This is a genomic window from Paenalcaligenes sp. GW821-LYS-B07-1, assembly GCF_058803365.1.
Window position 1 is genome coordinate 1,031,329 of record NZ_CM179516.1, and the last position, 22,724, is coordinate 1,054,052.

Annotated in this window: 20 protein-coding genes; 14 read left to right on the forward strand and 6 right to left on the reverse strand. The window is 49.7% G+C overall.

Annotated elements, in window-relative coordinates:
- Nucleotide 1 precedes the first annotated feature (1 nt).
- The 9 genes from AC3QL0_RS04790 to phoU all read left to right on the forward strand — a co-directional run bounded on the left by AC3QL0_RS04790 (nucleotide 2) and on the right by phoU (nucleotide 7,463).
- Nucleotides 2-772, forward strand: a complete 771-nt coding sequence (locus AC3QL0_RS04790) for a sulfite exporter TauE/SafE family protein (protein ID WP_493010315.1) — start codon at nucleotides 2-4, stop codon at nucleotides 770-772.
- A 1-nt stretch (nucleotide 773) separates the two neighbouring features.
- Nucleotides 774-1,493, forward strand: a complete 720-nt coding sequence (locus tag AC3QL0_RS04795) for a 3-deoxy-D-manno-octulosonic acid kinase (RefSeq protein ID WP_493010316.1) — start codon at nucleotides 774-776, stop codon at nucleotides 1,491-1,493.
- 66 nt (nucleotides 1,494-1,559) lie between these two features.
- Nucleotides 1,560-2,660 carry a polyamine ABC transporter substrate-binding protein gene (locus tag AC3QL0_RS04800; RefSeq protein ID WP_493010317.1) on the forward strand — a complete coding sequence of 367 codons (1,101 nt, stop codon included), beginning with the start codon at nucleotides 1,560-1,562 and terminating at the stop codon, nucleotides 2,658-2,660.
- A gap of 4 nt (nucleotides 2,661-2,664) precedes the next feature.
- Nucleotides 2,665-3,792 carry an ABC transporter ATP-binding protein gene (locus AC3QL0_RS04805; RefSeq protein ID WP_493010318.1) on the forward strand — a complete coding sequence of 376 codons (1,128 nt, stop codon included), beginning with the start codon at nucleotides 2,665-2,667 and terminating at the stop codon, nucleotides 3,790-3,792.
- Nucleotides 3,789-4,700, forward strand: coding sequence for an ABC transporter permease subunit (locus AC3QL0_RS04810; RefSeq protein WP_493010319.1), 912 nt, complete (start codon nucleotides 3,789-3,791; stop codon nucleotides 4,698-4,700). Before AC3QL0_RS04805 ends, AC3QL0_RS04810 begins: the two co-directional genes overlap by 4 nt.
- Before the next feature lie 2 nt (nucleotides 4,701-4,702).
- Complete coding sequence (locus AC3QL0_RS04815; protein WP_493010320.1) at nucleotides 4,703-5,512, forward strand: ABC transporter permease subunit; 810 nt, start codon at nucleotides 4,703-4,705, stop codon at nucleotides 5,510-5,512.
- Between the two features lie 9 nt (nucleotides 5,513-5,521).
- Entirely contained in the window at nucleotides 5,522-5,872 is a 351-nt protein-coding gene (locus tag AC3QL0_RS04820; protein WP_493010321.1) for a Spx/MgsR family RNA polymerase-binding regulatory protein, read from the forward strand.
- 65 nt (nucleotides 5,873-5,937) lie between these two features.
- Nucleotides 5,938-6,621 carry a ribose-5-phosphate isomerase RpiA gene (rpiA, locus tag AC3QL0_RS04825; protein ID WP_493010322.1) on the forward strand — a complete coding sequence of 228 codons (684 nt, stop codon included), beginning with the start codon at nucleotides 5,938-5,940 and terminating at the stop codon, nucleotides 6,619-6,621.
- A gap of 71 nt (nucleotides 6,622-6,692) precedes the next feature.
- A complete protein-coding gene (gene phoU, locus AC3QL0_RS04830; RefSeq protein WP_493010323.1) occupies nucleotides 6,693-7,463 on the forward strand; it encodes a phosphate signaling complex protein PhoU in 771 nt (256 codons plus the stop codon).
- Between the two features lie 108 nt (nucleotides 7,464-7,571).
- Here phoU and AC3QL0_RS04835 read toward each other — a convergent pair whose 3' ends face one another.
- Entirely contained in the window at nucleotides 7,572-8,600 is a 1,029-nt protein-coding gene (locus AC3QL0_RS04835; RefSeq protein ID WP_493010324.1) for a YeiH family protein, read from the reverse strand.
- 163 nt (nucleotides 8,601-8,763) lie between these two features.
- On the opposite strand from AC3QL0_RS04835, the gene AC3QL0_RS04840 reads away from it, so the two are divergent.
- Nucleotides 8,764-9,663, forward strand: coding sequence for a LysR family transcriptional regulator (locus AC3QL0_RS04840; protein WP_493010325.1), 900 nt, complete (start codon nucleotides 8,764-8,766; stop codon nucleotides 9,661-9,663).
- Here the strand turns inward: AC3QL0_RS04840 and AC3QL0_RS04845 are convergent.
- Nucleotides 9,660-9,932: an oxidative damage protection protein gene (locus AC3QL0_RS04845; RefSeq protein WP_135866842.1), complete on the reverse strand. Its 273-nt coding sequence runs from the start codon at nucleotides 9,930-9,932 to the stop codon at nucleotides 9,660-9,662. The two genes, AC3QL0_RS04840 and AC3QL0_RS04845, sit on opposite strands and share 4 nt — an antisense overlap.
- Before the next feature lie 13 nt (nucleotides 9,933-9,945).
- Nucleotides 9,946-11,304 carry an amino-acid N-acetyltransferase gene (gene argA / locus AC3QL0_RS04850; RefSeq protein WP_493010326.1) on the reverse strand — a complete coding sequence of 453 codons (1,359 nt, stop codon included), beginning with the start codon at nucleotides 11,302-11,304 and terminating at the stop codon, nucleotides 9,946-9,948.
- A gap of 75 nt (nucleotides 11,305-11,379) precedes the next feature.
- Here argA and hrpA point away from each other — a divergent pair, with 75 nt between their 5' ends.
- The 4 genes from hrpA to AC3QL0_RS04870 are packed head-to-tail and all read left to right on the forward strand — an operon-like array spanning nucleotide 11,380 to nucleotide 20,607.
- Entirely contained in the window at nucleotides 11,380-15,168 is a 3,789-nt protein-coding gene (gene hrpA, locus AC3QL0_RS04855) for an ATP-dependent RNA helicase HrpA (protein WP_493010327.1), read from the forward strand.
- A 32-nt stretch (nucleotides 15,169-15,200) separates the two neighbouring features.
- Nucleotides 15,201-18,680, forward strand: a complete 3,480-nt coding sequence (dnaE, locus tag AC3QL0_RS04860; protein WP_493010328.1) for a DNA polymerase III subunit alpha — start codon at nucleotides 15,201-15,203, stop codon at nucleotides 18,678-18,680.
- Between the two features lie 3 nt (nucleotides 18,681-18,683).
- Nucleotides 18,684-19,784, forward strand: coding sequence for a glycosyltransferase family 4 protein (locus tag AC3QL0_RS04865; RefSeq protein ID WP_493010329.1), 1,101 nt, complete (start codon nucleotides 18,684-18,686; stop codon nucleotides 19,782-19,784).
- Complete coding sequence (locus tag AC3QL0_RS04870) at nucleotides 19,777-20,607, forward strand: polysaccharide deacetylase family protein (protein ID WP_493010330.1); 831 nt, start codon at nucleotides 19,777-19,779, stop codon at nucleotides 20,605-20,607. The genes AC3QL0_RS04865 and AC3QL0_RS04870 overlap by 8 nt, the downstream gene beginning before the upstream one ends.
- Nucleotides 20,608-20,626: 19 nt before the next feature.
- On the opposite strand, the gene AC3QL0_RS04875 is transcribed toward AC3QL0_RS04870, so the two are convergent.
- The 3 genes from AC3QL0_RS04875 to AC3QL0_RS04885 are packed head-to-tail and all read right to left on the reverse strand — an operon-like array spanning nucleotide 20,627 to nucleotide 22,568.
- Nucleotides 20,627-20,884 carry a YkgJ family cysteine cluster protein gene (locus AC3QL0_RS04875; RefSeq protein ID WP_493010331.1) on the reverse strand — a complete coding sequence of 86 codons (258 nt, stop codon included), beginning with the start codon at nucleotides 20,882-20,884 and terminating at the stop codon, nucleotides 20,627-20,629.
- Nucleotides 20,884-21,648, reverse strand: coding sequence for a YdcF family protein (locus tag AC3QL0_RS04880; RefSeq protein ID WP_493010332.1), 765 nt, complete (start codon nucleotides 21,646-21,648; stop codon nucleotides 20,884-20,886). The genes AC3QL0_RS04875 and AC3QL0_RS04880 overlap by 1 nt, the downstream gene beginning before the upstream one ends.
- Nucleotides 21,645-22,568, reverse strand: a complete 924-nt coding sequence (locus AC3QL0_RS04885; protein ID WP_493010333.1) for a glycosyltransferase family 9 protein — start codon at nucleotides 22,566-22,568, stop codon at nucleotides 21,645-21,647. Before AC3QL0_RS04885 ends, AC3QL0_RS04880 begins: the two co-directional genes overlap by 4 nt.
- Between the last annotated feature and the right edge of the window lie 156 nt (nucleotides 22,569-22,724).

A 22,724-nucleotide genomic window follows, 5' to 3' on the forward strand; every position in this document is an offset into this window, starting at 1 on the left:
CATGGATATAGTGCTGCAAATTATGCTGTTCATGGTCATCGGCGCTGGTATTGGCTTTATTGGCGGTGTTTTGGGCATTGGTGGTGGGTTGCTTGCTATTCCACTGCTGGTATTGCTACAGAATATGGACCAGCAATTGGCGCAGGGTACAGCATTGATTATGGTGTTACCCGCCGTCATCTTGACCATACGAAAATATAACCAATATGCGCGTATAGATAGAGGTTCCGCGATAGCGGGGGCGGCCAGTGCGAGTCTGTTTACGTGGGTAGGGGCCTTTTTTGCGTTGAGCTTGCCCTCATCTACCTTGCGTTTGATTTATGCCATGTTTGTGTTGGCGGTGGCGCTATACTATTTTCAACAGAGTGCTGCATTGCGCCGTCGTCGCGCACCGACGACTAAACAAGCAGCAGACTATCCTCGATGGATATTTGCCGTAGTGGGTGTGCTGGCAGGGCTTGCAGGCGGTATTTTTGGTGTGGGTGGTTCAGTGATTGCGGTCCCTGTGCTCACACGGTTTTTGAAACTCTCACAATTCAATGCACAAGCACTGGGCTTGACTATGGTGCTGCCAGGGCTGATGGTGGCGCTGCTCACGTATGCATCCCATGGGCAGGTAGATTGGAGCATCGGTATTCCCATGGCACTGGGTAGTATTTGTTTAGTACCTGTAGGTGTGCGGTTGGCGCACGGTATGCCTGAGCCTAGGCTAAAGCTGATTTTTGCCTGCATGCTATTGTTAATCATGGTGCTTTTGCTTCTAAAGATTTGATATGACATTGCTGGATTCACGTACCTTCCATGTGCATCATGGGCAGTATCACACTTTGTATGCCAACCCTTTGGGGAGGGTATTCGACGAAACGTTATTCGATCCTGAAAATCCCGATTTGCGTGCAGAAAAGGTGCGCAAAGGTGGGCGTCAGGCGGCATGGTTTATTGATTTGCCTATAGATATGCAGGGCGTGCTGCGTTTTTATAGGCGCGGTGGCCTCGCGGGCAAAGTGGTTCAGCAACGCTATGCATGGATGGGCGCAGGCAATACGCGCTCATGGGCCGAGTTCGTGGTCATGCAGTATTTGCAGTCACGAATTCCTCAACACGTACCCATGCCATTGGCGGCTATGTATCAGCGTTTTGGGTGGTCTTACGAGGCCGCCATCATCGTAGAGCGCGTGCCCAATGTGCAGCCGTTGGCAACATGCCTAGAGAAGGCTGATCCACAGGCGGTGGCCAAAGCTATTTTGGCGATGCACGAGGTTGGCGTGTGGCACGCAGATCTCAATGCTTACAATATCTTAGTTGATGCGTTTGACCAGATCTGGCTCATAGATTTTGACCGAGCCAGACGCGTCAGCATGGACGATAAAAAGCGGCAAGGTAACCTGCTGCGCCTACAGCGATCACTGCATAAAGTGTGCGGTCCAGCTGGGGGCTTGTGGTGGGAAGAGTTAAATCGGGCTTATCTGCAACAATGGCCAAATAAACGATGACCTTGCCATAGTAAAACCGCTATCATCACGGTTTTTGGTTTGTACGTTTTCAAAAGGGGTTCACCAATGAACTTCGGTTACGCAAAACACACCCTGTTGGGTGCCGCGCTGGTTTTTTCAGCTACTTCTGTTTTGGCCCAAGAAAAAGTTGTGAATGTGTACAACTGGGCAGAATACACGGCTCCAGATACCTTATCGGGTTTTGAAGAAAAAACTGGTATTAAGGTTCGATATGATGTGTATGACAGTAATGATACGTTGCAAGCCAAACTGCTAACAGGTAAATCCGGTTATGACGTAGTGGTGCCTTCTACCCACTACGCTGCACGTCAAATTGAAGGTGGGTTGTTCCAAAAACTGGACAAAAGCAAGTTGCCCAACTGGGAGCACTTGGACCCTGCGATCATGGCTGTACTGGCTGATGTAGACCCAGGTAATGAATACTTGATCCCATGGGGCTACGGCACCAACGGTTTGGGCTACAACGTCGACAAAGTACGTGAGATTTTTGGTGATGACGTAGAGCTGGGCAACTGGGATATGTTGTTTAAGCCTGAAAACGCCGAGAAACTGAAAGCATGCGGTATTTCTGTGCTGGATGAAGCTGCACAGGTGTTTCCAGCAGTACTGCACTACTTGGGCAAAGATCCCAATAGCTCAGACCCAGAAGACTACAAAGAGGCGTTGGCGCTGTTGAAGCAAATACGTCCGTACATCCGTCAGTTCAGCTCCTCCGGTTTTATTGATGAGCTGGCAACGGGTGATCTGTGTATGGTGTATGCCTTCTCTGGCGATGTCATGATTGCAGCTAACCGTGCTAAAGAAGCCGGTAAAACCTACAAAGTGGATTACTACATTCCTGAGGGTGGCGCACCGGTGTGGTTTGATACCATGGCTATTCCTAAAGATGCCGCTAACGTAGAAGCAGCACACGCGTTCATCAACTATATTGAAACGCCTGAAGTGCATGCGGCAATCACGAATACGATGTTCTACCCCAACGCGAATAAGTCAGCGCGTGAGTTTGTGGTGAAAGAAGTGGCGGATAACGTCATGATTTACCCACCAGACGATGTTGCACAAACCTTGTTTGTGATTAAGCCTCAACCACTGCCTGTACAGCGTTTGCAAACGCGTATGTGGGCGGAACTGAAATCAGGACGCTAACCCGATGTTGGAGAACCGTTCAGCCGCATCGTGGGCGGGAGCAGAGGATGAGTTCGTAAAAGTAGAAAACGTCGTCAAAATTTTTGGTGACACTGTGGCTGTGAAATCCGTCAATTTGTCGGTGCAGCGCCACGAGTTTTTTGCTTTGTTAGGAAGCTCAGGCTGTGGGAAGTCCACGCTGTTGCGTATGTTGGCAGGCTTTGAGGAAGTGACCTCTGGCCGCATTTATCTTGATAACGAGGACATCACCGACCAACCACCTTATAAGCGGCCGGTCAACATGATGTTCCAATCCTATGCGTTGTTTCCCCATATGACGGTGGAAGCGAACGTGGCCTTTGGTTTGAAGCAAGAAGGCGTGCCCAAGCATGAAATTCATGAGCGAGTATTTGAGGCGCTGGATTTGGTGCAAATGGCAGGTTATGCGCGTCGTAAACCCAATCAGTTATCAGGCGGTCAACAACAGCGTGTAGCGTTAGCTCGTAGTTTGGTTAAACGCCCTAAGTTACTGCTGCTAGACGAGCCTATGTCGGCGCTAGATAAACAGATTCGTACCAAAACACAGGTGGAACTGGTCAAAATTCTGGAGCAAGTGGGTGTGACCTGCATTATGGTGACTCACGATCAAGAAGAAGCTATGACCATGGCGCATCGTATTGCTGTGATGACGGCTGGCCAGATAGAGCAGTGCGGTACACCTTATGATGTGTATGCTTTCCCGAACTCTCGTTTTGTGGCGGGCTTTATTGGTTCTACGAATTTGTTCACGGGTGAGATCGTCGTAGACGAACCTGACCATGTAGAAATCGGTAGCGATGAGCTCTCTCGAGTCCTGCATGTGAACCATGGTATTAGTGAGCCGCTAGGTATGGAAGTGTACGTGTCCATACGCCCAGAGCAGATTTCGGTCACACATGCTCAACCAGAGCAGGATAAAAACTGGGGCCACGGCGTGGTCAGTCATATGGCCTGGATGGGCAGCTATGTGCGCTACCAGGTACGCCTAGATTCAGGCAAGGTTGTGGAGTCTCACATGCCTAGTTTGACGCTAGCACAGGCTGATGCTCCCGGCGTGGAAGACGAGGTTTACGTCAGTTGGTCTGACGACAGCGCGATTGTATTGCCATCATGAAACTCTTTAGTTGGCGCCGCTACATGCCATCAGGCAGGTCGTTAGTTATAGGCCTGCCTTTTGTCTGGCTATTCTTATTTTTATTCATTCCGTTTTTGCTGGTATTTAAGATCAGTTTTGCTGACCTTAAGTTTGGCGTGCCGCCCTATACGCCACTGGCAGAAATGCAAGACGATACTTTATCGTTATTGCTGCACTTGCGCAGTTACGTGCTGCTGTTTAGCGATAACTTATATCTAGATACCTATTTTAGCTCGGTCAAAATAGCCGCTGTCTCTACCTTTTTCTGTGTATTGATTGGCTATCCTATGGCGTATTACATCGCCAGAGCAAAGCCCGGTATTCGGCACTATTTGTTGTTAGCAGTGATTTTGCCATTCTGGACATCGCTGTTACTGCGGGTTTATGCATGGGTAGGGTTGCTGCGTACTGATGGGGTGATCAATAACGTGTTGATGTGGCTAGGGGTGATTGATAGCCCCTTAACGCTATACCGTACAGAACTGGCGGTATACATAGGGCTGGTCTATGCCTATCTGCCTTTCTTTATCTTGCCCTTGTATGCAAACTTGGTGAAGTTAGATGTGCGCTTGTTAGAGGCGGCCTCCGATCTGGGTGCGCGTCCATGGTCTACATTCTGGCATGTGACTTTGCCGCTTTCTATGCCGGGTGTCATCGCCGGTGCCATGTTGGTCTTTATCCCCTCTGTAGGGGAGTATGTGATCCCTGAAATGCTAGGTGGTGCAGATACCCTAATGATGGGGCGCATTATGTGGAACGAGTTCTTCAATAATGCCGATTGGCCTATGGCAGCAGCGGTAACGTGCGTCATGGTGTTGCTGTTGATTATTCCGTTGGTACTCTTCCAGTACAGCCAGATACGCAACCTACAGAATGAGAGGAAATAGCTATGGTGCGTCCTAATCCTTGGTTGCGTGGCATCGTTCTCTTCATCGGGTTTGGCTTTTTGTACATGCCCATTTTGTTTTTGATGGTGTTTTCATTTAATGACTCCACCTTGATGACGTCGTGGTCAGGTTTTTCATTGCGCTGGTACAAGTCGCTCATGAACGACCACGCGTTATTGGATGCAGCCAAGCTATCTTTTCTGATCGCTGGCATGACTGCAACCGCAGCGGTTATTTTGGGCACGTGGGCAGGTTATGTGTTGGCACGCATGGGCAAGTTTCGTGGCTTTGCGATGTATGTTGGCATGCTAAGCGCGCCCTTGGTAATTCCTGAGGTGGTACTGGGTATTTCGCTGCTGTTGATGTTTGTGGAGTTCTCTAAGCTATTTGGTTGGCCTGAAGAGAACGGTATCTTCACCATCTGGGTAGGGCATGTGTTGCTGTGTATGGCCTATGTGGCGGTGGTCGTGCAGTCGCGTATTCGTGATTTCGACCGCTCATTGGAAGAAGCTGCCATGGATTTGGGAGCAACACCCATCAAAGTGTTTTTCCTGATTACCCTGCCACTGATTGCACCTGCCTTAATGGCGGCATGGTTGCTCGCCTTTACCTTATCGCTAGACGATGTGGTCATTGCGTCCTTCTTGTCTGGTCCGGGCTATACCACCTTGCCGGTAGAGGTGTTTTCTCGTGTGCGTTTAGGCTTGAAGCCAGAAATCAATGCACTTGCTACACTGTTTATTTTGATCGTTGGCTTAGTCGTGATTGTGGCGAACAGGCTTCAGCATCAAGTGAATAAAGCAGAACAGTAAGGAGTAACTATGCTACGCGTTTATGGCATTAAAAATTGCAGCACATGTGTGAAAGCTCTGAAATGGTTGGAAGAGCAAGGTCAAACGGTTGAGTTTATTGATTACCGTGCGAACCCGGTTGATTCCACCTTGTTGCAAGATTGGGCTAAGCAACTGGGCGAATGGCCTAAGCTGGTGAATCGCGCTTCCATGACATGGCGCAATTTGGACGAGTCATTGAAGTCTCCAGAAACCGATGCCGACTGGCTGGCAATTATTGCCACCCACCCTACTGTAGTGCGTCGCCCAGTAACCGTTAAAGCGGATGGTAATGTCATCGCCGGCTTCAACGAAAAGAAAATGATAGAGTTTTTAGGCTAAGCCTATAGCTCAACACGTAGGTCATGCGTTTTGGCATGGTCGTGGTTGTAACAAGTAAAGTGATTATGTATTCCCAAACAGAACTTAAAGCTCAGGTTGCTCAGGCAGCTGTGGATTTCGTCGTACCTCAACTGCATGCAGATAGCATTCTGGGCGTAGGTACCGGATCCACCGTAGATTTATTTATTGATGCACTGGCTGCACATAAAGGTGCATTCAAAGGGGCGGTCTCTAGCTCTGAGCGTTCAACTCGCCGCATGCGCGATCTGGGTATTACCGTATTTGACTTGAACGACGTAGAGTCGTTGGTATGGTACGTGGATGGCGCTGACGAGCTTGACCCTAGCTTAGCCATGACCAAAGGTGGTGGCGGTGCCTTGACCCGCGAGAAAATCGTAGCCTCCGTGGCTCAAAACTTCTTGTGTATTGCTGACGCCTCTAAGGAGGTTGCTGTATTGGGCGCTTTCCCATTGCCTGTAGAGGTGATTCCTATGGCACGCGAAGCGGTGGCTCGCCAGTTAGCCACTTTGGGTGGTAAGCCTGTATTGCGTGCTGATTTTATCACTGATAACGGCTGCCAAATTTTGGACGTACATGGTTTGCAGATCCACGATCCTCAAGCTCTGGAGCAATGCATCAACAATATCCCTGGCGTAGTGTGTTGTGGTTTGTTTGCCCTGTCTGGCGCGACAATTGCCATGATTGCTACCCAAGAAGGCGTACTACGCAGAGAGCTATCGGACTCGTAACACCTCTGTCATAATGAGACGGTATCCTAAGGTTTATTTTTATTCAGTAGCGTCTATCAAGGGTAGTATCCATGATTGAACACACCAACAAACAATTTCACAGCGATTTAGAAAACACACGCTCCCTTTTCCTGAAAATGGGTGGCATTGTGGAGTCTATGGTGCGTGAAGCAATGGAAGCCTTGTTCAGCGGTGACCTCACTTTGGTTGAGAAAGTGCGTGAGCGCGAAAAAGAGGTTAATGCACTGGAAGTCGAAATCGACAGCCGCATTACCTACTTGATCGCCCGTAACCAGCCTACCGCTATCGATTTACGTATGCTGCTGTCCATCTCCAAAATGCTGACCGATATGGAACGCTGCGGGGACGAAGCAGAACGTATTGCCAAAATGGTACGCCGCCTGTACGAGAGTGAATCCGGCTACGAGCCAGTTGTAGAACTGCGCCACATGAGCACATCCGTAGTGAGCATGATCAAAAACGCCTTGGATGCTTTTGCACGCCAAGACGCGATTCGTGCTGCTGAAATCGTGCGTAGCGATAAAGAAGTAGACCGTGAGTGGAAAGCTTCTTTACGTCATATCAGTACGTTCATGATCGAAGATCCACGTACTATCTCTCGCTCTATTGATCTGATTTTCTTGGCCCGTGCGCTGGAGCGTATCGGTGACCACGCGAAGAACATGGCTGAGCGTGTGATTTATATGGTGCACGGTGATGATGTGCGTCACGCAGGCGTAAAAACTGCTGAGCGTGTGGCTAGAGGGGAAAGCATTGATGCTATTCCTGACGCTACGACTGACGCCGCAGCAACAGATAGCAGAGCATCTGAGCAAGCCTAAGGGTTTGTGGTGTAGCAATAAAATACCCCACGAAAAGTGGGGTGTAGAGAACAAAAAAGCTCTGGTGTGATGCCAGAGCTTTTTTTGTTTCTAGTTACAGCGATGAGGTTAGCCTAGCAGAGCTTGCACACCCAAGTTAATCAGCAACCCGCCACCCAGTAACCAGCCGAACAACATCAACGCTAACAGTAACGGACGTATCCCAGCACGGCGCAAGACGGAAACGTGTGTGCTCAAACCTAATGCACCCATTGCCATTGCTAGCAGCAAATTATCCAGCACGATGCCATTCTCAACTACCGCGCTAGGCAGTATTGACGTGGAGTGAATGGCAATCACCAAGATGAAACCTAACGCAAACCAAGGGATAACAATTTTCTTGCCGGATTGTTCGGCTTGTGGATTGTGTTTACGCTCGTAGCGCAGCAAGCCCCAGGCCAGCAACATCAAGAAAGGAGCCAACATGATCACGCGTACCATTTTGCTGATCACGGCAGCGCCAGCAGCTTCTTCACCTGCTGCACGACCTGCTACCACCACTTGAGCAACTTCGTGCACGGTAGAACCAACGAACACACCGTACTGCTGTGCATCCATGGCTAACCAGCCTTTTTGGAAGAAGAGGTTGTAGAGCACTGGCCACAAGAACATGGCGATAGTACCGAAAATCACCACGGTCGCAATAGCGACAGTTACGTGTTCGGCACGGCCTTTCACAATGGGTTCTGCAGCCATTACCGCCGCTGCACCACAAATAGACGCACCCGTACCAATCAGCAACGTGGTGTGTCTATCCAGTTTGAACAGGCGCATACCCAAGAAGCATGCGATGGCAAAGGTAGAACCCAAAACCAGCGCATCAATGACCACACCTGTCACACCCACTTGAGCAATATCTTGGAAGGTCAGACGCAAGCCGTACAGCACAATACCTGTACGCAGCAAACGTGTTTTGGAGAAGTCTACGCCCGCCGAAGTGTGGGATTGCACACTAGGGTAAAAGGTATGACCACAAATCATGCCCAACACAATAGCGATGGTGAGCGGGCTTAGACCATTGGCCATAAACCAAGGCTGTTGCCCTAACCACATGGATACTAGCCCCAGTAAACCTGTGAGCAATAAACCTGTAAACATAGAAAACGACTTGGGCCAGGTCGTAACCTGATGAGATGAAGAGTGTGATGTGGCCATGTTAATACTCGAAATACAACAGTGATAGACATCATGACCGCCTTTGTCTTATTTGTTAAATTGGTTATATAGTTATAGTTGATCTAATCTATAGATATAGAACGTCATGAAAATTACTTTGCGTCAGTTGCAGATATTTGTCGCTATTGCTGAGCATGGTAGTACCACTGCTGCTGCAGAACAGATTCCTCTATCGCAATCAGCGACCAGCGCGGCGTTGGCTGAGCTAGAGTTATTGCTGGGTACTAGTCTGTTTGACCGCATAGGTAAACGCTTGTCGTTGAATGAGACGGGCCGCAGTTTGCTAGAGGCGGCACGAGGCACCTTAAATGGTGTGGAAGAAATAGAACGTAATTTTGGTATGGGGGAGGGGCATAGTTTGCCCGCCTGGATACGGTTAGGTGCCAGTACAACCTTAGGCAATTACGTCATGCCTGAGCGCATTGCCAAGCTGCTACGTACCGAACCACTGACACAAGTACAGATGCGTATAGGCAACACACAAGAAATTATTAGTGCCGTACAGCGATTGGATGTGGATGCGGGAGTAATTGAAGGACCCTGCCATGCTGACGATTTAGATGTGCAGCCGTGGGGCGTTGATGCTTTGGTAGTGGTAGCATCACCTGAGCATAAATTAGCAAGAGACTCACAACGTTGTTCTATTGAGGCATTGCGTGCACAGCGTTGGTTGGTGCGTGAAGCAGGGTCTGGAACACGTGAGTCGGTGGACAACGTGTTGTTGCCGCATATGGGGGGCTTTTCCAGCAGTATGCAATTGGGCAGTACTGAGGCCATCAAGCAAGCGGTAGGGGCGGGGGTGGGCATTGCGTGTTTATCCAGCTGTTCAGTGCAAGATTTACTAGCACTGGGGCGGTTGACTGTATTAACTACAGAGTTACCGCCCCTAGAACGTATGCTGTATTGCATTGCTCATCGTAGTAAGCGTTTTTCACCCAGCCTGACACGCTTGCTGGAGCCTATGACGAGCGGACCGACGCGTTAGTCGTTGTGCGGTACGAAGCCTTGGGCTTCAACGTCTTTATCGTCGAACAAGTAGTTTTGCATTTGTTCAGACAAATATTGGCGAGCACGCGCGTCGGCCAAGTTCAGGCGGTTTTCATTCACTAAACGGGTTTGAATCCCCATCCAGTTATTCCATGCTTCTTTGGAAATAGAACGCCAGATTTTGACGCCTACCTCACCTGGGTAAGGTGGGAAATCAAGCCCTTCGGCTTGGCGTTTGAGTTTGATACAGTCAACCATACGGGTCATGAAAAATTCCTCGTCAAAGTTTTTTGATGAATACTAGGCTATTGCGCGAGCGGTTGTATAAAGCCCGTTTTTCTTTGGGAAGATCGGATACGCCACCTTGCACAAAACCTCGCTTAATAAACCAATGCGAGGTACGTGTGGTGAGTACGAATAGACGTTTGGCACCCATAGCGCGGGCGCGACTTTCTGCATGGCGCAGCAAGAGCTCACCCTCGCCACTGCCTTGCCATTCCGAATGGACGATCAAACAGGCCATTTCAACCATGCCTTCGTCCAGATACGGCGTAACAGAAACGCAACCGTAAATAATGCCGTCGTGCTCAAGAACTGTGAAACGTTCAACTTCACGTTCTACAACGGCGCGGCCACGCGGTACTAAAGTACCATCGGCTTCTAACGGTTCAATTAATTGCAAGATGGACGCAACATCATCCAGCGTGGCTGGGCGTAGGTCGTCCAGTGTGTCTTCTACCACCATGGTACCTACACCGTCGTGGGTGAAGATTTCCAGCAAGATACTGCCGTCCAAGGGGTAAGGGACGATGTGCGCGCGTGCAATGCCACGTTTAACAGCTTGGGAGGCACTGCGTAGAAATACGCTAGAGTCTTCACTGAGTGCATTGGCATTCAATAACTGATCTGCATCAGCACGTGCCAACTCACCATCAATGGTTTGGTTAGCATCTACATTAGCCAGAGGAGCTGGTGTAAGGTAGATGAGTTTTTCTGCACGCAAGGCGACGGCTGCATTCAAGGCCAACTCTTCCATGCCCAAATCAAAAGCATCACCAGTGGGCGAGAAGCCCAGCGGTGACAGCAGTACAATAGCGCCTTGGTCTAGAATCTTACGCATGGATTCTGTATCCATTTTGCGTACGGCACCAGCGTGTTGGTAATCCACACCATCAATCACGCCTACAGGGCGAGCGGTCACAAAATTACCAGAAATCACGCGTATTTGCGCATGGGACATAGGGGTATTAGGCAAGCCTTGGCTAAAAGCCGCTTCAATATCCAAGCGTATTTCACCAGCCGCTTCTTTGGCGCATTCTAAGGCCGCAGGGCTAGTCGGTGAGGTGCTACGGCCAAAGGTGTTCTTTTCACCTTTGAGCAGCAGTTGTTCATTAACTTGTGGTCGTGATCCATGCACCAGCACTAAGCGTATGCCCAGTGCAGACAACAAGGATAAATCGGGTATCAGTGTGGACAAGAAGTCGTCAGCGATTAGCTCTCCGCCAAAGCCGACTACAAAGGTTTTGCCACGAAAGCGGTGCACATACGGAGCGACTTCCCTGAACCAGCGTACAAACTGCGCGGGAGCGAATTCTGGTGCATCATGGGCGGAAAGGGTGTCGCTGTCATTGTTGCTCATAAGCCTGCCTGAAAGGGTCAGTGATCAAAACCAAAACAAAATTATAATGAGGGACTATTTAGAGAAGCGAGTTTCATGCAAGAGCCTGTAGACGTTGCGGGAAAGCCAACATTTCCCCTAGTAATTGAGTACCCAGAAGAGTTGCCGGTTAGTGCCCGCCGCGAGGAAATCGCGCGCGCCATACAAAAGCATCAAGTGGTTATTGTAAGCGGTGAAACCGGTTCAGGGAAAACCACCCAGCTACCAAAAATTTGTCTAGAGCTTGGGCGTGGCCAGAAAAAAATGATAGGTCATACCCAGCCGCGCCGTTTAGCGGCGACTTCAGTAGCCCAACGTATCGCAGAGGAGCTGAATACCGAGATAGGCGAATGGGTTGGTTACCAAATTCGTTTTGCCGATCGTAGTGGTCCGAACTCAGCAATTAAGCTGATGACGGATGGTATTTTGTTAGCGGAAAGCCAACGTGATCCTTTGCTGCGCCGCTACGATACCCTGATTATCGATGAGGCGCACGAACGCAGCCTGAATATCGATTTTTTGTTGGGGTTTTTGAAGCAGCTGTTGCAACGACGCAAAGATCTAAAACTGATTATTACGTCAGCAACTATTGATGCGGCAAAGTTTGCCGAGCATTTCGCTATGGATGGTGAGCCTGCACCCGTGATTGAGGTGTCTGGACGCTTATATCCAGTAGAGGTGCTGTATCGCCCTGTCTTACAAGATAAGAAAACTGAAGAGGGCGCCAAAGAAAAAGATAAAGACGATGAGCGTGATTTAAATGATGCCATCGTCGATGCGGTCAACGAATGCAGTCGCTATGGCGACGGCGATATTTTGGTGTTTTTACCCGGTGAGCGAGAAATTCGTGATGCAGCGGAAAGCCTGCGTAAAGCACAACTGCGTGGTACCGAAATTCTGCCGTTGTACGCACGATTAAGTAACGCCGAGCAAAGCCGTATTTTCCATCCTCAAGGTAACGCACGCCGAGTGGTGTTGGCGACCAACGTGGCCGAAACCTCATTGACGGTTCCAGGCATACGCTATGTGATTGATAGCGGCTTAGCGCGTATCAAGCGTTATTCATGGCGTAATAAAGTAGAGCAGTTACGTATTGAGCCCATTAGTCAAGCATCGGCTAATCAACGGGCAGGTCGTTGTGGACGTATAGGCCCTGGCGTGTGTATTCGCCTCTATGCGGAACAAGACTATGCACAACGCCCTGCGTTTGGTGATCCAGAGATTTTGCGTTCATCCTTAGCAGGGGTGATTTTGCGCATGAAGGTGCTGAAGCTGGATGACGTTGAGCACTTCCCCTTTGTGGATAAACCCACAGGGCGCGCCATTGCCGACGGCTATCAACTGTTGCACGAGTTGGGGGCGTTGGATGATGAACGTCACCTGACTAAAGTGGGTCGTTCATTGGCACATTTGCCGGTGGATCCTCGTGTGGCGCGCATGATTTTGGCGGCTCAAGATCAGCAGTGTTTGCATGAAATGCTGATTATTGCGTCAGGTCTGTCTGTTCAAGACCCGCGTGAACGTCCTATGAATGATAGGGACGGTGCTGAGCGTGCGCACCAGCGTTTTATAGATAGTCAGTCTGAGTTCATGTCTTTCCTAAAAATGTGGGAATGGTATGGCGAGCAGGTGAAAAGCCGCTTGTCACAACGCAAACTCAGTAAGGCGTTAAAAGATCAATTCTTGTCGCCCATGCGTTTTAGGGAATGGCGTGAAGTGCACAAGCAGTTGTTGAATCTGGTACGCGAAGCAGAGTGGCGGTTGAATACCGAGCCAGCAACCTACGAGCAAATTCATTGTGCCCTGTTAACTGGCTTGGTGGCTAACGTAGGCTACAAAGCCGAAGAAGGATCAGTCTATCAAGGTACGCGTGATATTCGATTTGTGTTGCACCCCGGTTCTACCTTAGGTAAAAAAGCAGGACGTTGGGTATTAGCCGGTGAGTTAGTAGAAACCACACGACTGTTTGCCCGTTGCTTGGCGCGTATAGAACCACAGTGGATTGAAAAAGTTGCTGATCATTTGCTGAAAAAGCTATGGTCGGACCCACGCTGGGATAAACGCAGCGGTAGAGTGGTAGCGAACGAACGAGCAACGTTGTACGGCTTGCAAATCTACAACGGTAGACGTGTGCATTATGGACGTATTAACCCAGAAGAGTCTCGTGAGATCTTCATACGCGATGCGTTAGTCGCAGGTGAGATTCAATCTACTCTGCCATTTTTACGCCATAACAAACAGCAAGTTCAGGCTATTGAGAAGCTGGAGCATCAGGCACGACGTCCCGATATTCTGGTGGACGACAGCTTGATTCAGGCCTTTTACGAACGCCACATTCCTGCGCATATTTATCAAACCGCGACACTCGAGAAATGGTACAAGGGGCTGGATAAACAGCAAGCTGCTGAGCTGTTGTTGAATCGTGAAGAGCTAATGCGTCACGATGCGGCAGGTATCACCACCGATGTATTTCCCCGCAGTGTGACGTGGGAAGGGGTAGCGATGGCGTTGGACTATCACTTTGAGCCAGGCTCATTGCGTGATGGTGTCACCATGACAGTGCCGGTGTTTCAGTTAAATAGACTGCATAACCAGCGTTGTGAATGGCTGGTCCCTGGCATGTTGAAAGAAAAAGTGCAGTGGTTGTTGCGTTCGTTGCCACAACGACTGCGCCGACATTGTGTGCCTATTCCTGACTATGCTGAAGGCTTCCATGAGCGTTGGTTCGAGCAGGCACAAGATCCTAAGATTTCACTGATACAGGCGTTGATTGATGACGTGTGGCAAGAGCGTAGACAGCGTCTGCAAGCCACCGACTTCAAAGCAGAAACCTTGCCAGCCCACTTGTTTATGAACTTTAAGGTTGTGGATGAGCATGGGCGTATGCTGGCTGGCGGTCGCAATCTGGATAAGCTGAAAGCTGAGCACGGTAAAAAAGCGCAAGAGTCTTTTCAACGATTGGCGGCGGAAGATACTGAAGTGGCCAAAGCCTTGGATCATGAAAAGATTACAGAGTGGTCTTTTGGCGAGCTACCAGAATTGCTGGAGATACGTAGAAACCAGCGTAGTGTGGTTGGCTATCCAGCATTAGTGGACCAAGGCGAGTACTGTGAACTGGATGTATTTGATGAGCCAGAGCAAGCGATGCGTCAGCATAGAGCGGGGCTGCGTAGACTGTTCCGAATCGCGCTACGTGAACCGCTGAAGTTTCAGGAGAAAAATATTCCTGATCTCACCAAAATGAGCATGTTGTTTATGCCATTGGGTACGCAAAATGTGCTGCGTGATCAAATCTTGGATGCGGCTATTGATAGCGTATGTTTGTTGGACCCATTGCCCGTGAATGCCGAGCAGTTTGCAGCACGTGTGGAGCAAGCTCGACCACGCCTAGGGTTGATTGTGCGTGAGATCGCCAGACAAACATTGGCGGTGCTAACAGAGTGGACAGCGTTGCAGCGCAAAATCGTGGGTATTAAGAGCCATACGCAAACCTACGAAGACATGCAAGCACATCAATCCCGTTTGATGCATAAGGCCTTTATCAGCGACAATAGTCCTCAGCGGTTGGCGCACTTTCCGCGTTACCTGAAAGCAGCACAGGTACGTATTGATAAGTTACGTACTGACCCAGCGCGAGATGCGCGTTGGATGGCAGAATTACTACCATTGCAAACCAAGTTTTTGCGTGCAGTAGTAGCAGCGAAAGGGGCGGAAGATCAACAACTGGAAGATTTCCGTTGGATGCTGGAAGAGTTGCGGGTCTCGCTGTTTGCGCAAGAGTTGCGCACCCCCATGCCCATTTCCGCCAAGCGGTTGGAAAAAGCATGGGCAGCCATGCAACGCTAAATACGAATTGAATACAGGTTGGCACTATAACGATGACGAGTTTTCCTTTTGTGCATTTACGCAGCCACTCCGAGTTTTCGGTGGTGGATGGTATAGCACGCATACCAAACTTGGTATCTAGAGCAGTAGCTTCAGAGCAGCCCGCAATGGCGCTTACCGATTTATGTAACTTGTTCGGGTTGATCAAGTTCTATAAAGAAGCACGCAAAAAAGGTATCAAGGCTATTGCTGGTTCTGATTTGTGGGTGGAAAACGAGCACGACCGGGAAAAACCTTTCCGTCTGTTGGTGTTGGTGATGAATCACCAAGGCTATTTAGACCTGTGTGATCTGCTGACTAAAGCATGGTTGGAGAACCAATACAAAGGACGTGGTGAAGTACGTCGTGAGTGGTTAGAGAACCAACAAAACCTGATTTTGCTGTCCGGCGGACGCATGGGCGATATTGGTCAGGCTATTGATGCGGGTAATGCAGATTTGGCGCGTGAGTATGCCAACTTCTGGGCAGAGCATTACCCCAATCGTTTCTATATTGAGTTACAACGAGCAGGTCATGAGGGCGATGATGCTTATGTGCACGCCGCATGTGGTTTGGCAACTGAGCTAAAACTCCCTGTTGTGGCTACACACCCCATTCAATTCATGGAGCCCGATGATTTCCGGGCCCACGAAGTGCGTGTGTGTATTGCAGAGGGCGAACAGTTGGCGAACCCGCGCCGCGTTAAACGCTTTACTACAGAACAATACTTTCTTGACTCCGAAGCGATGTACAGCAAATTTGCTGATATCCCTTCAGCGTTGGCTAATACTGTAGAGATTGCTAAGCGTTGTAACTTGACGCTGACCTTGGGTAAAGCTTGCTTGCCTAACTTCCCCACACCTGATGGTATGAGTCTGGATGACTTCTTGGTGCAAGAAGCCATAGCAGGGCTAGACGTGCGCATGAAGCAGTTGTATCCCAACGAAGAGGAGCGCAGCGCACAGTACCCTGAATACCGTAAGCGTTTGGATTGGGAATGCAACACTATTGTGACGATGGGGTTCCCCGGTTACTTCCTAATTGTGGCTGACTTTATTAACTGGGGTAAAAATAACGGCGTTCCTGTAGGGCCGGGTCGTGGTTCAGGTGCAGGCTCGTTGGTGGCCTACAGTTTGGGTATTACAGACCTAGATCCCCTGCGTTATGACTTGCTGTTCGAGCGGTTCCTGAACCCAGAGCGGGTATCCATGCCTGACTTCGATATCGACTTTTGTCAGGATAACCGTGAGCGGGTAATTGACTATGTGAAGCAGAAGTACGGCCCACAGGCGGTAAGTCAGATTGCCACTTTTGGTACCTTGGGGGCCAAGGCTGTGGTGCGTGACGTAGGGCGAGTGTTAGAGCTGCCTTATAGCATGTGTGATGGCTTATCTAAGCTGATTCCTTTTAGTCCAGCTGACCCGTGGACGTTGTCGCGAGCCTTGTCCGATGAACCTGCATTCAAAGAACGCTACGAAAACGACGAAGAAGTACGTGCGCTCATTGATTTGGCCAAGCCTTTAGAGGGGCTAACACGAAGTGTGGGTATGCACGCTGGGGGCGTGTTGATTGCTCCCGGAAAATTGGTGGATTTCTGCCCGCTGTACCGACAGCCTGGCATCGATACTAATGCAGTATCCCAATACGATAAAGACGACGTTGAACAAGCTGGCTTGGTGAAGTTTGACTTCTTGGGCCTGCGCAACTTGACCATTTTGGACTGGGCAGAGAAGTACGTACGTGCTTTTAACCCCTCTAGAACGGATTTCAACTTGATGTCCTTATCCTTAGACGATCCAGATGCGTACCGCATCTTGTGTGAGGGTAATACTACCGCCGTGTTTCAGCTGGAGTCGCGCGGGATGAAAGAGTTGCTGCGCAGTCTGCGCCCTAGCAACTTTGAAGACATTATTGCGATGTTGGCGTTGTATCGTCCTGGTCCGTTAGAGTCTGGGATGGTGGTGGACTTCGTGAACCGTAAACACGGTAGGGCAGAGGTAGATTACTTTCACCCAGACCTAGAACCTGTACTGACCAGCACCTACGGGGTGATTGTGTATCAGGAACAGGTGATGCTGATTTCACAGATCATCGGTGGCTATTCGCTGGGTGGCGCTGACTTGCTGCGCCGTGCGATGGGTAAGAAAAAACCCGAAGAGATGGCTAAGCACCGTGAGATTTTTGAAAAAGGTGCTGTAGCGAAGGGCTACGACGGTGATCTGGCGGTGAAGCTGTTTGACCTGATGGAAAAATTTGCAGGCTACGGTTTTAACAAGAGTCACTCGGCAGCGTATGCGCTGATTGCCTACCATACAGCATGGTTGAAAGCGCATCATCCAGCTGAGTTTTTGGCCGCGACGATGTTGTCGGATATGGATGATACCGACAAGGTGCAGATTTTCTGGCAAGACGCTCTTGCCAATGGCATTGAGGTGTTGCCGCCGGACATTAACGCGTCTAACTACCGCTTCGAGCCGGTACAAGACCGTTACACCAAAGAAGGTAAACCACCACGCACCATTCGATATGGTTTAGGGGCGGTAAAAGGTACAGGTCAAGCGGCAGTAGAGTCCATCGTTGAGGCGCGTAAAGCAGGCGGTAATTTCACTAGCTTGTTTGATTTCTGCCGTAGGGTAGACCGACAGGTAGTGAACAAACGTACCATCGAAGCGCTGATTCGCGCTGGTGCATTTGATAGCGTAGAAGAAAACCGTGCAGCATTGCTGACTTCGTTAAGTCATGCAGTAGAAGCTGCTGATCAGGTAGCACGTAATGCCAACCAAGCTAGCTTGTTTGACGACAGCGGTACCGATGAAATTGTAGAAAGCGAATTGGCGCGTGTGCGCCCGTGGGATTTACAAACCAAACTGCGTGAAGAAAAAACGGCTATTGGTTTCTATTTTAGTGCCCACTTGTTTGATGCGTGGCGCGATGAAGTGCGACGTTTTGCTCCGCGCCCGTTAGCGAAGCTAGAGCCGTCGCGTTCACCGCAATGGTTTGCAGGCGTATTGGCCTCAGTACGAGTACGCATGACCCGCAGAGGGAAAATGTTGTATGCCTTATTGGACGATGGTTCTGCACAGGTAGAAGTATCCATTTTTAATGAAGTATTTGAGGCGAACAAACAGCACTTACGTGAAGACCAACTGGTGATTATTCAAGGTAAAGTGAGCCACGATGATTACACTGGTGGTTTGCGAGTCACTGCAGATGAAATTCTTAGTTTGCAGGGGGCGCGTGAAGCCCGTGCACGTAGTTTGAGTCTGGTACTGCGTGATAATCAAGATGTACAGCGCCTACGCCAAGTGTTGAATCCGTTTAGAGCAGAGCCTGAAAACAATATCCCAGGTGTGTGGGTAGATGTGCAGATACATAATCCCGATTACTCCTGCACCGTACGGTTGGGTGAAGAGTGGCGCGTACGTCTGGCTGATTCTATGTTTGTGCAAATTACAGATTGGCTTGGTGAAGAAGCCATGGAGATCGAATACTAAATCATGCATAAATTAAGCATTTTATTTGCTGAGGCCGCCACTAGTTACGGTGGTCAAGAGCGCTATGTGCACCGCTTGATGCTAGAGCTCAGGGCAAAAGGCCATAAGGTGGAAATGCTGTGTCAACCACAGGCTCAATTGCGCCAGTTGTTAGAGAAAGATGGGTTTGTGGTGCATACGGTCAGAATGAAAAAAGGTATGGATTTCTGGCGTAATTTGTTTCGTCTGCGTAAGTTCTTTAAAACACATCGCTACGATGTGGTGAATACGGCGAGTCGTATTGATAGCGTGCAAGTGGGTATTCCAGCTAGATTGGCTGGAGTGCCGTTGGTTGTACGTAGTCGACATCTGGCCAGACCTATAGGGTCGTTGCTGACGTACAAATGGATTCCGCACCGGTTAATTACCGTCAGTGAGTTTGTGCGCAAGCAGATTACCGATAGAGGTATAGATCCGGATCACGTAGATATTGCACCACCTGCGGTGAATCTACCAGATCCATTGCCACCACAAAAACTACGCGCGGAATTAGGGCTGCAGCCTGACGATTTAATCGTGGGCAGTATTGCCGTGTTGCGTAGGCCCAAAGGGATGGATACGTTGATCGAGGCGATGGTGCCTTTGATGAGAGTTAACAGTAAGGTGCACTTGGTCATTGTGGGTGATGGTGGCGAGATGCAGCGCTTGCAAGAACAAGCTAAACAGTCTGGTGTGAGTCAGAAAGTGCATTTTATGGGGACGCGTGATGATGTTCCTGAGCTGATTGGTGATTTTGATGTATTCGCTTTGGCAACGCATACGGAGTCTGCTGGCGCTGTGTTTGCTGAGGCTGCTGCTGCGCGTGTGCCAGTAGTGGGTACAGATGTGGGGGGAGTGTCCGAAATGATGGTGCCTGGTAAAAGTGGTTTTGTAGTGCCCTTTGGCGATACGCCTGCGCTAACAAAAGCCATTGGGCAGTTATTGGATAACCCAGAGCTACGTCATGAAATGGGTGAAATCGGCTATCAGTACGGTATTGTAGAAAATCGATTCACCTTAAAAGCATTGTGCGAACAAACAGAGCGCAGCTATTACCGTTGGTTGGAGCAACTACATCATGTTTAAGTCTTCAGTACCTGTGTTGATGTACCACCACGTACGTCCCGGCGGTGGCATGATAGGCTGCACGCCGGAAAACTTCGAAGACCAACTGCGTTGGTTGAAAAAAGAGGGCTATAAGTCACTGACTCTGGATGAGTTTGCTCAGCATCTGGATGGCAAGGACCAAGGTAAAGCGGTACTGATTACCTTTGATGACGGCTACTTGGATAACTGGGTGTATGCATTTCCGCTGCTGCAGAAATATCAATTTAAGGCAACCATATTTTTGGTGACTTCGTGGTTGCATCATGGTCCAGTACGTCCCATTACGGGGCAAGACAATGTGCCAAACTGTCCTGAGCACCGAGAGTGCGAAGAGCTGATTGATGCAGGGCGTAGTGACGAGGTGATTGCTCGCTGGAGCGAAGTAGAAGCAATGCGCGAAAGTGGCCTGATTGAGTTTCATAGCCACACCCATACGCACACACGTTGGGACTTAATGCCTGCAGAAGCCAAAAATGATCGTATGCAGTGGGAGCTGGAACAATCCCGTTTGTGCTTGCAAAAAGAGCTAGGGGAAGTTTCTCAACACTTGTGCTGGCCGCAGGGTTACTTTGATGAAGACTACATTGCCATTGCTCAGAAAAATGGCTTTAGTCATCTGTACACGACCATGGCATTCGGTAGAAACACCTCAGACACAGACCGTGCTCGCATCCACAGGTTTGCGGTACGCAACCGTCCGGCCAAAACATTGGCAAAGCGCATACGTGCCAGCCACCATCCGCTGATTGCACCAGTGTTCAATAAATGGAAATTACTCAGTAGAAAATTGAAAAGCAGGTAAACCTACTGACCTAGAAAGTTCAAGAGGGGAGCGTCAGGCGCTCTAAGGTACCTAGCCAAATGAGCGCTTCTTCTCTTGAGTTGCCACACATCTCTTCAGAGGGCTGCAAGCCAGCACAGCAACTAGGTCTCTCCGGCAGACCAAAAATCTTGCAGCGTAATTGCTCATCTAATTGTATACAGGGTGTGCCAGCAGGTTTTCCGTGCGGCATGCCCGGTATAGGGCTGCTTATAGAGGGGGCGGTGCAACATGCCCCACACTCCGGTCTGCATTGCATTAAATCCAGCCCCTAGCCCAATAAACGATCAGGCCCACATATTCTTTGATGATAGAGCGACTGGCGTGTAATGTGCGCCAAGAAGGTATCCAAAGGTCCACATCACTGTGTTCGGGCAATAGAATTTGCGGTGCTACAGGGGCAGGAATTACCTCTATGCCACGGTTCTCAAACGTTGCCATTGAGCGTGGCATATGTAGAGAGGAGGTCACTAGCAAGACTTTGGTAATGCCGTTGGTGCGTAGCTTGTTAATGCTAAAAAGGGCATTTTCACGAGTGTTTTGGCTTTCACGCTCTAGCAGGATTTTATTGCTAGGTACGTGTAATTGTTCCAACGAACGTGCCATCATTTGTGCTTCGCTCATACCTCCATCAAAGGCTGCGCCAGACACAATGATTTGGGGAGCTTTGCCTGCGGCATAGAGTGCAGCTGCATAATCCACGCGGGATAGCGTATTGTTGGTATCTAGCTCTTCAAACCAGTTCTTGCGGTTATTGGCAGTATGCCCGCCCAACACAATAATGGCTTGTGCATCAGGGATTTTTTCTAAGGCTTGATGGGGGTAACGTTGCTCTAAGTAACCGCCCGCCCATAAGGTCACGCCAGGCAATGACCAACCTACTACCCACGCTACTGCTGTCAGTGTTAACAGGGCGGCAAGTTTTCGCCATCGAATCAAGAAAAACAACAGCGCTAGGACAACGAGTGCGCCGGCTAGGTTTATAGGGATAACGAGTTGGGGGAGCCAGGAGGTCAGGTTCATACTACGACTTTCTCGTGTGCGTTTAACAATGCTTGGCTTGCTTGCACTACCTCTTCCAAAGTAGGCCACTTGCCTTGTTCACCCAAGCTATGGGCAACGGGAGACCATGGGCCCGTGCGAGAAGGAGATGTCACACCAAAGAGACTGAGCTGTTGGGCGCCCACTGCTGCTGCTAAGTGGGAGACGCCAGAGTCATTACACACCACAAGGGCGGCATGTTGGCACAGTGCTGCAAAACTATCTAATGGTAAAGCAGGCAGGATGGGAATGGTAGGGGCTTGTTGATGTGCGGCGTCCACCTCATTCGCTGGTGGGCACATGACAATAGGTAATCCCACAGGTTCTAGCGCGGCATACAACTGCTCATAGGAGGCCCAGGTTTTAATTTGGCCTTTATGTATGCCCTTGGCTGTAGGGGCGAGCAAAACAAAGCGCCCAGACTCAAGTCCTGCTTTTTGCATCGTTTTTAAACACAGGACTTCGGCTTCAGGACGCAGTTGCAAAGCCAGTGTTGTAGACGGCTGTTCAGGTAGGGAAATCTGCCAGTGTTGGCAGGCGCGACGCGCCAAATAATACCAAAACTCTACAGCATGCATAGGCGTTTCTGGTTTTTTTTCAGGCCATTTCAGTAAGATAGCGCGGCCTTCGTCGCGGTAGCCTGCACTACGTAGCCCAGCTAGTTTGAATACCAAAGCGCTGGATAGTGAGTCAGGTAGAATGATGCCGTATGCTGTAGAGTGGCCGTGTTGCTGACGGAATTGGCGTACCCGAGTAGCATCAGCAACGGTTTTGCCTTCCATAAGCACTATGCCTTCCAGTTGTGGGACATAGGCAGACAATAAATTCTTAGCCCATGGGCGAGCACACACTACAATTCGTGCACGCTGTTGCAGCAGTGCATGCAGTATGGGTAAGCACATGAGGCAATCACCCACCCAATTGGGCATCCGTAGGTAAATGACAGGGGATTCAGTGGTGGTGGAAACAGGCATACAAACAGCATCAAGTCATGGGTTGAGTACTGGGTGCATATCAGCGTTAAAATGCACGCAGACTCTTAGTATAAAGTGAGCCAC

Bases quoted from the DNA above. Each gene is read 5' to 3' on its own strand.
- AC3QL0_RS04790 (WP_493010315.1), top strand. From the start codon at position 2: ATGGATATAGTGCTGCAAATTATGCTGTTCATGGTCATCGGCGCTGGT.
- AC3QL0_RS04840 (WP_493010325.1), top strand. From the start codon at position 8,764: ATGAAAATTACTTTGCGTCAGTTGCAGATATTTGTCGCTATTGCTGAG.
- dnaE (WP_493010328.1), top strand. From the start codon at position 15,201: ATGACGAGTTTTCCTTTTGTGCATTTACGCAGCCACTCCGAGTTTTCG.
- AC3QL0_RS04815 (WP_493010320.1), top strand. From the start codon at position 4,703: ATGGTGCGTCCTAATCCTTGGTTGCGTGGCATCGTTCTCTTCATCGGG.
- phoU (WP_493010323.1), top strand. From the start codon at position 6,693: ATGATTGAACACACCAACAAACAATTTCACAGCGATTTAGAAAACACA.
- hrpA (WP_493010327.1), top strand. From the start codon at position 11,380: ATGCAAGAGCCTGTAGACGTTGCGGGAAAGCCAACATTTCCCCTAGTA.
- AC3QL0_RS04795 (WP_493010316.1), top strand. From the start codon at position 774: ATGACATTGCTGGATTCACGTACCTTCCATGTGCATCATGGGCAGTAT.
- AC3QL0_RS04885 (WP_493010333.1), bottom strand. From the start codon at position 22,568: ATGTGCTTACCCATACTGCATGCACTGCTGCAACAGCGTGCACGAATT.
- AC3QL0_RS04820 (WP_493010321.1), top strand. From the start codon at position 5,522: ATGCTACGCGTTTATGGCATTAAAAATTGCAGCACATGTGTGAAAGCT.
- AC3QL0_RS04835 (WP_493010324.1), bottom strand. From the start codon at position 8,600: ATGTTTACAGGTTTATTGCTCACAGGTTTACTGGGGCTAGTATCCATG.
- AC3QL0_RS04880 (WP_493010332.1), bottom strand. From the start codon at position 21,648: ATGAACCTGACCTCCTGGCTCCCCCAACTCGTTATCCCTATAAACCTA.
- AC3QL0_RS04800 (WP_493010317.1), top strand. From the start codon at position 1,560: ATGAACTTCGGTTACGCAAAACACACCCTGTTGGGTGCCGCGCTGGTT.
- argA (WP_493010326.1), bottom strand. From the start codon at position 11,304: ATGAGCAACAATGACAGCGACACCCTTTCCGCCCATGATGCACCAGAA.
- AC3QL0_RS04865 (WP_493010329.1), top strand. From the start codon at position 18,684: ATGCATAAATTAAGCATTTTATTTGCTGAGGCCGCCACTAGTTACGGT.
- AC3QL0_RS04810 (WP_493010319.1), top strand. From the start codon at position 3,789: ATGAAACTCTTTAGTTGGCGCCGCTACATGCCATCAGGCAGGTCGTTA.
- AC3QL0_RS04870 (WP_493010330.1), top strand. From the start codon at position 19,777: ATGTTTAAGTCTTCAGTACCTGTGTTGATGTACCACCACGTACGTCCC.
- AC3QL0_RS04845 (WP_135866842.1), bottom strand. From the start codon at position 9,932: ATGACCCGTATGGTTGACTGTATCAAACTCAAACGCCAAGCCGAAGGG.
- AC3QL0_RS04875 (WP_493010331.1), bottom strand. From the start codon at position 20,884: ATGCAATGCAGACCGGAGTGTGGGGCATGTTGCACCGCCCCCTCTATA.
- rpiA (WP_493010322.1), top strand. From the start codon at position 5,938: ATGTATTCCCAAACAGAACTTAAAGCTCAGGTTGCTCAGGCAGCTGTG.
- AC3QL0_RS04805 (WP_493010318.1), top strand. From the start codon at position 2,665: ATGTTGGAGAACCGTTCAGCCGCATCGTGGGCGGGAGCAGAGGATGAG.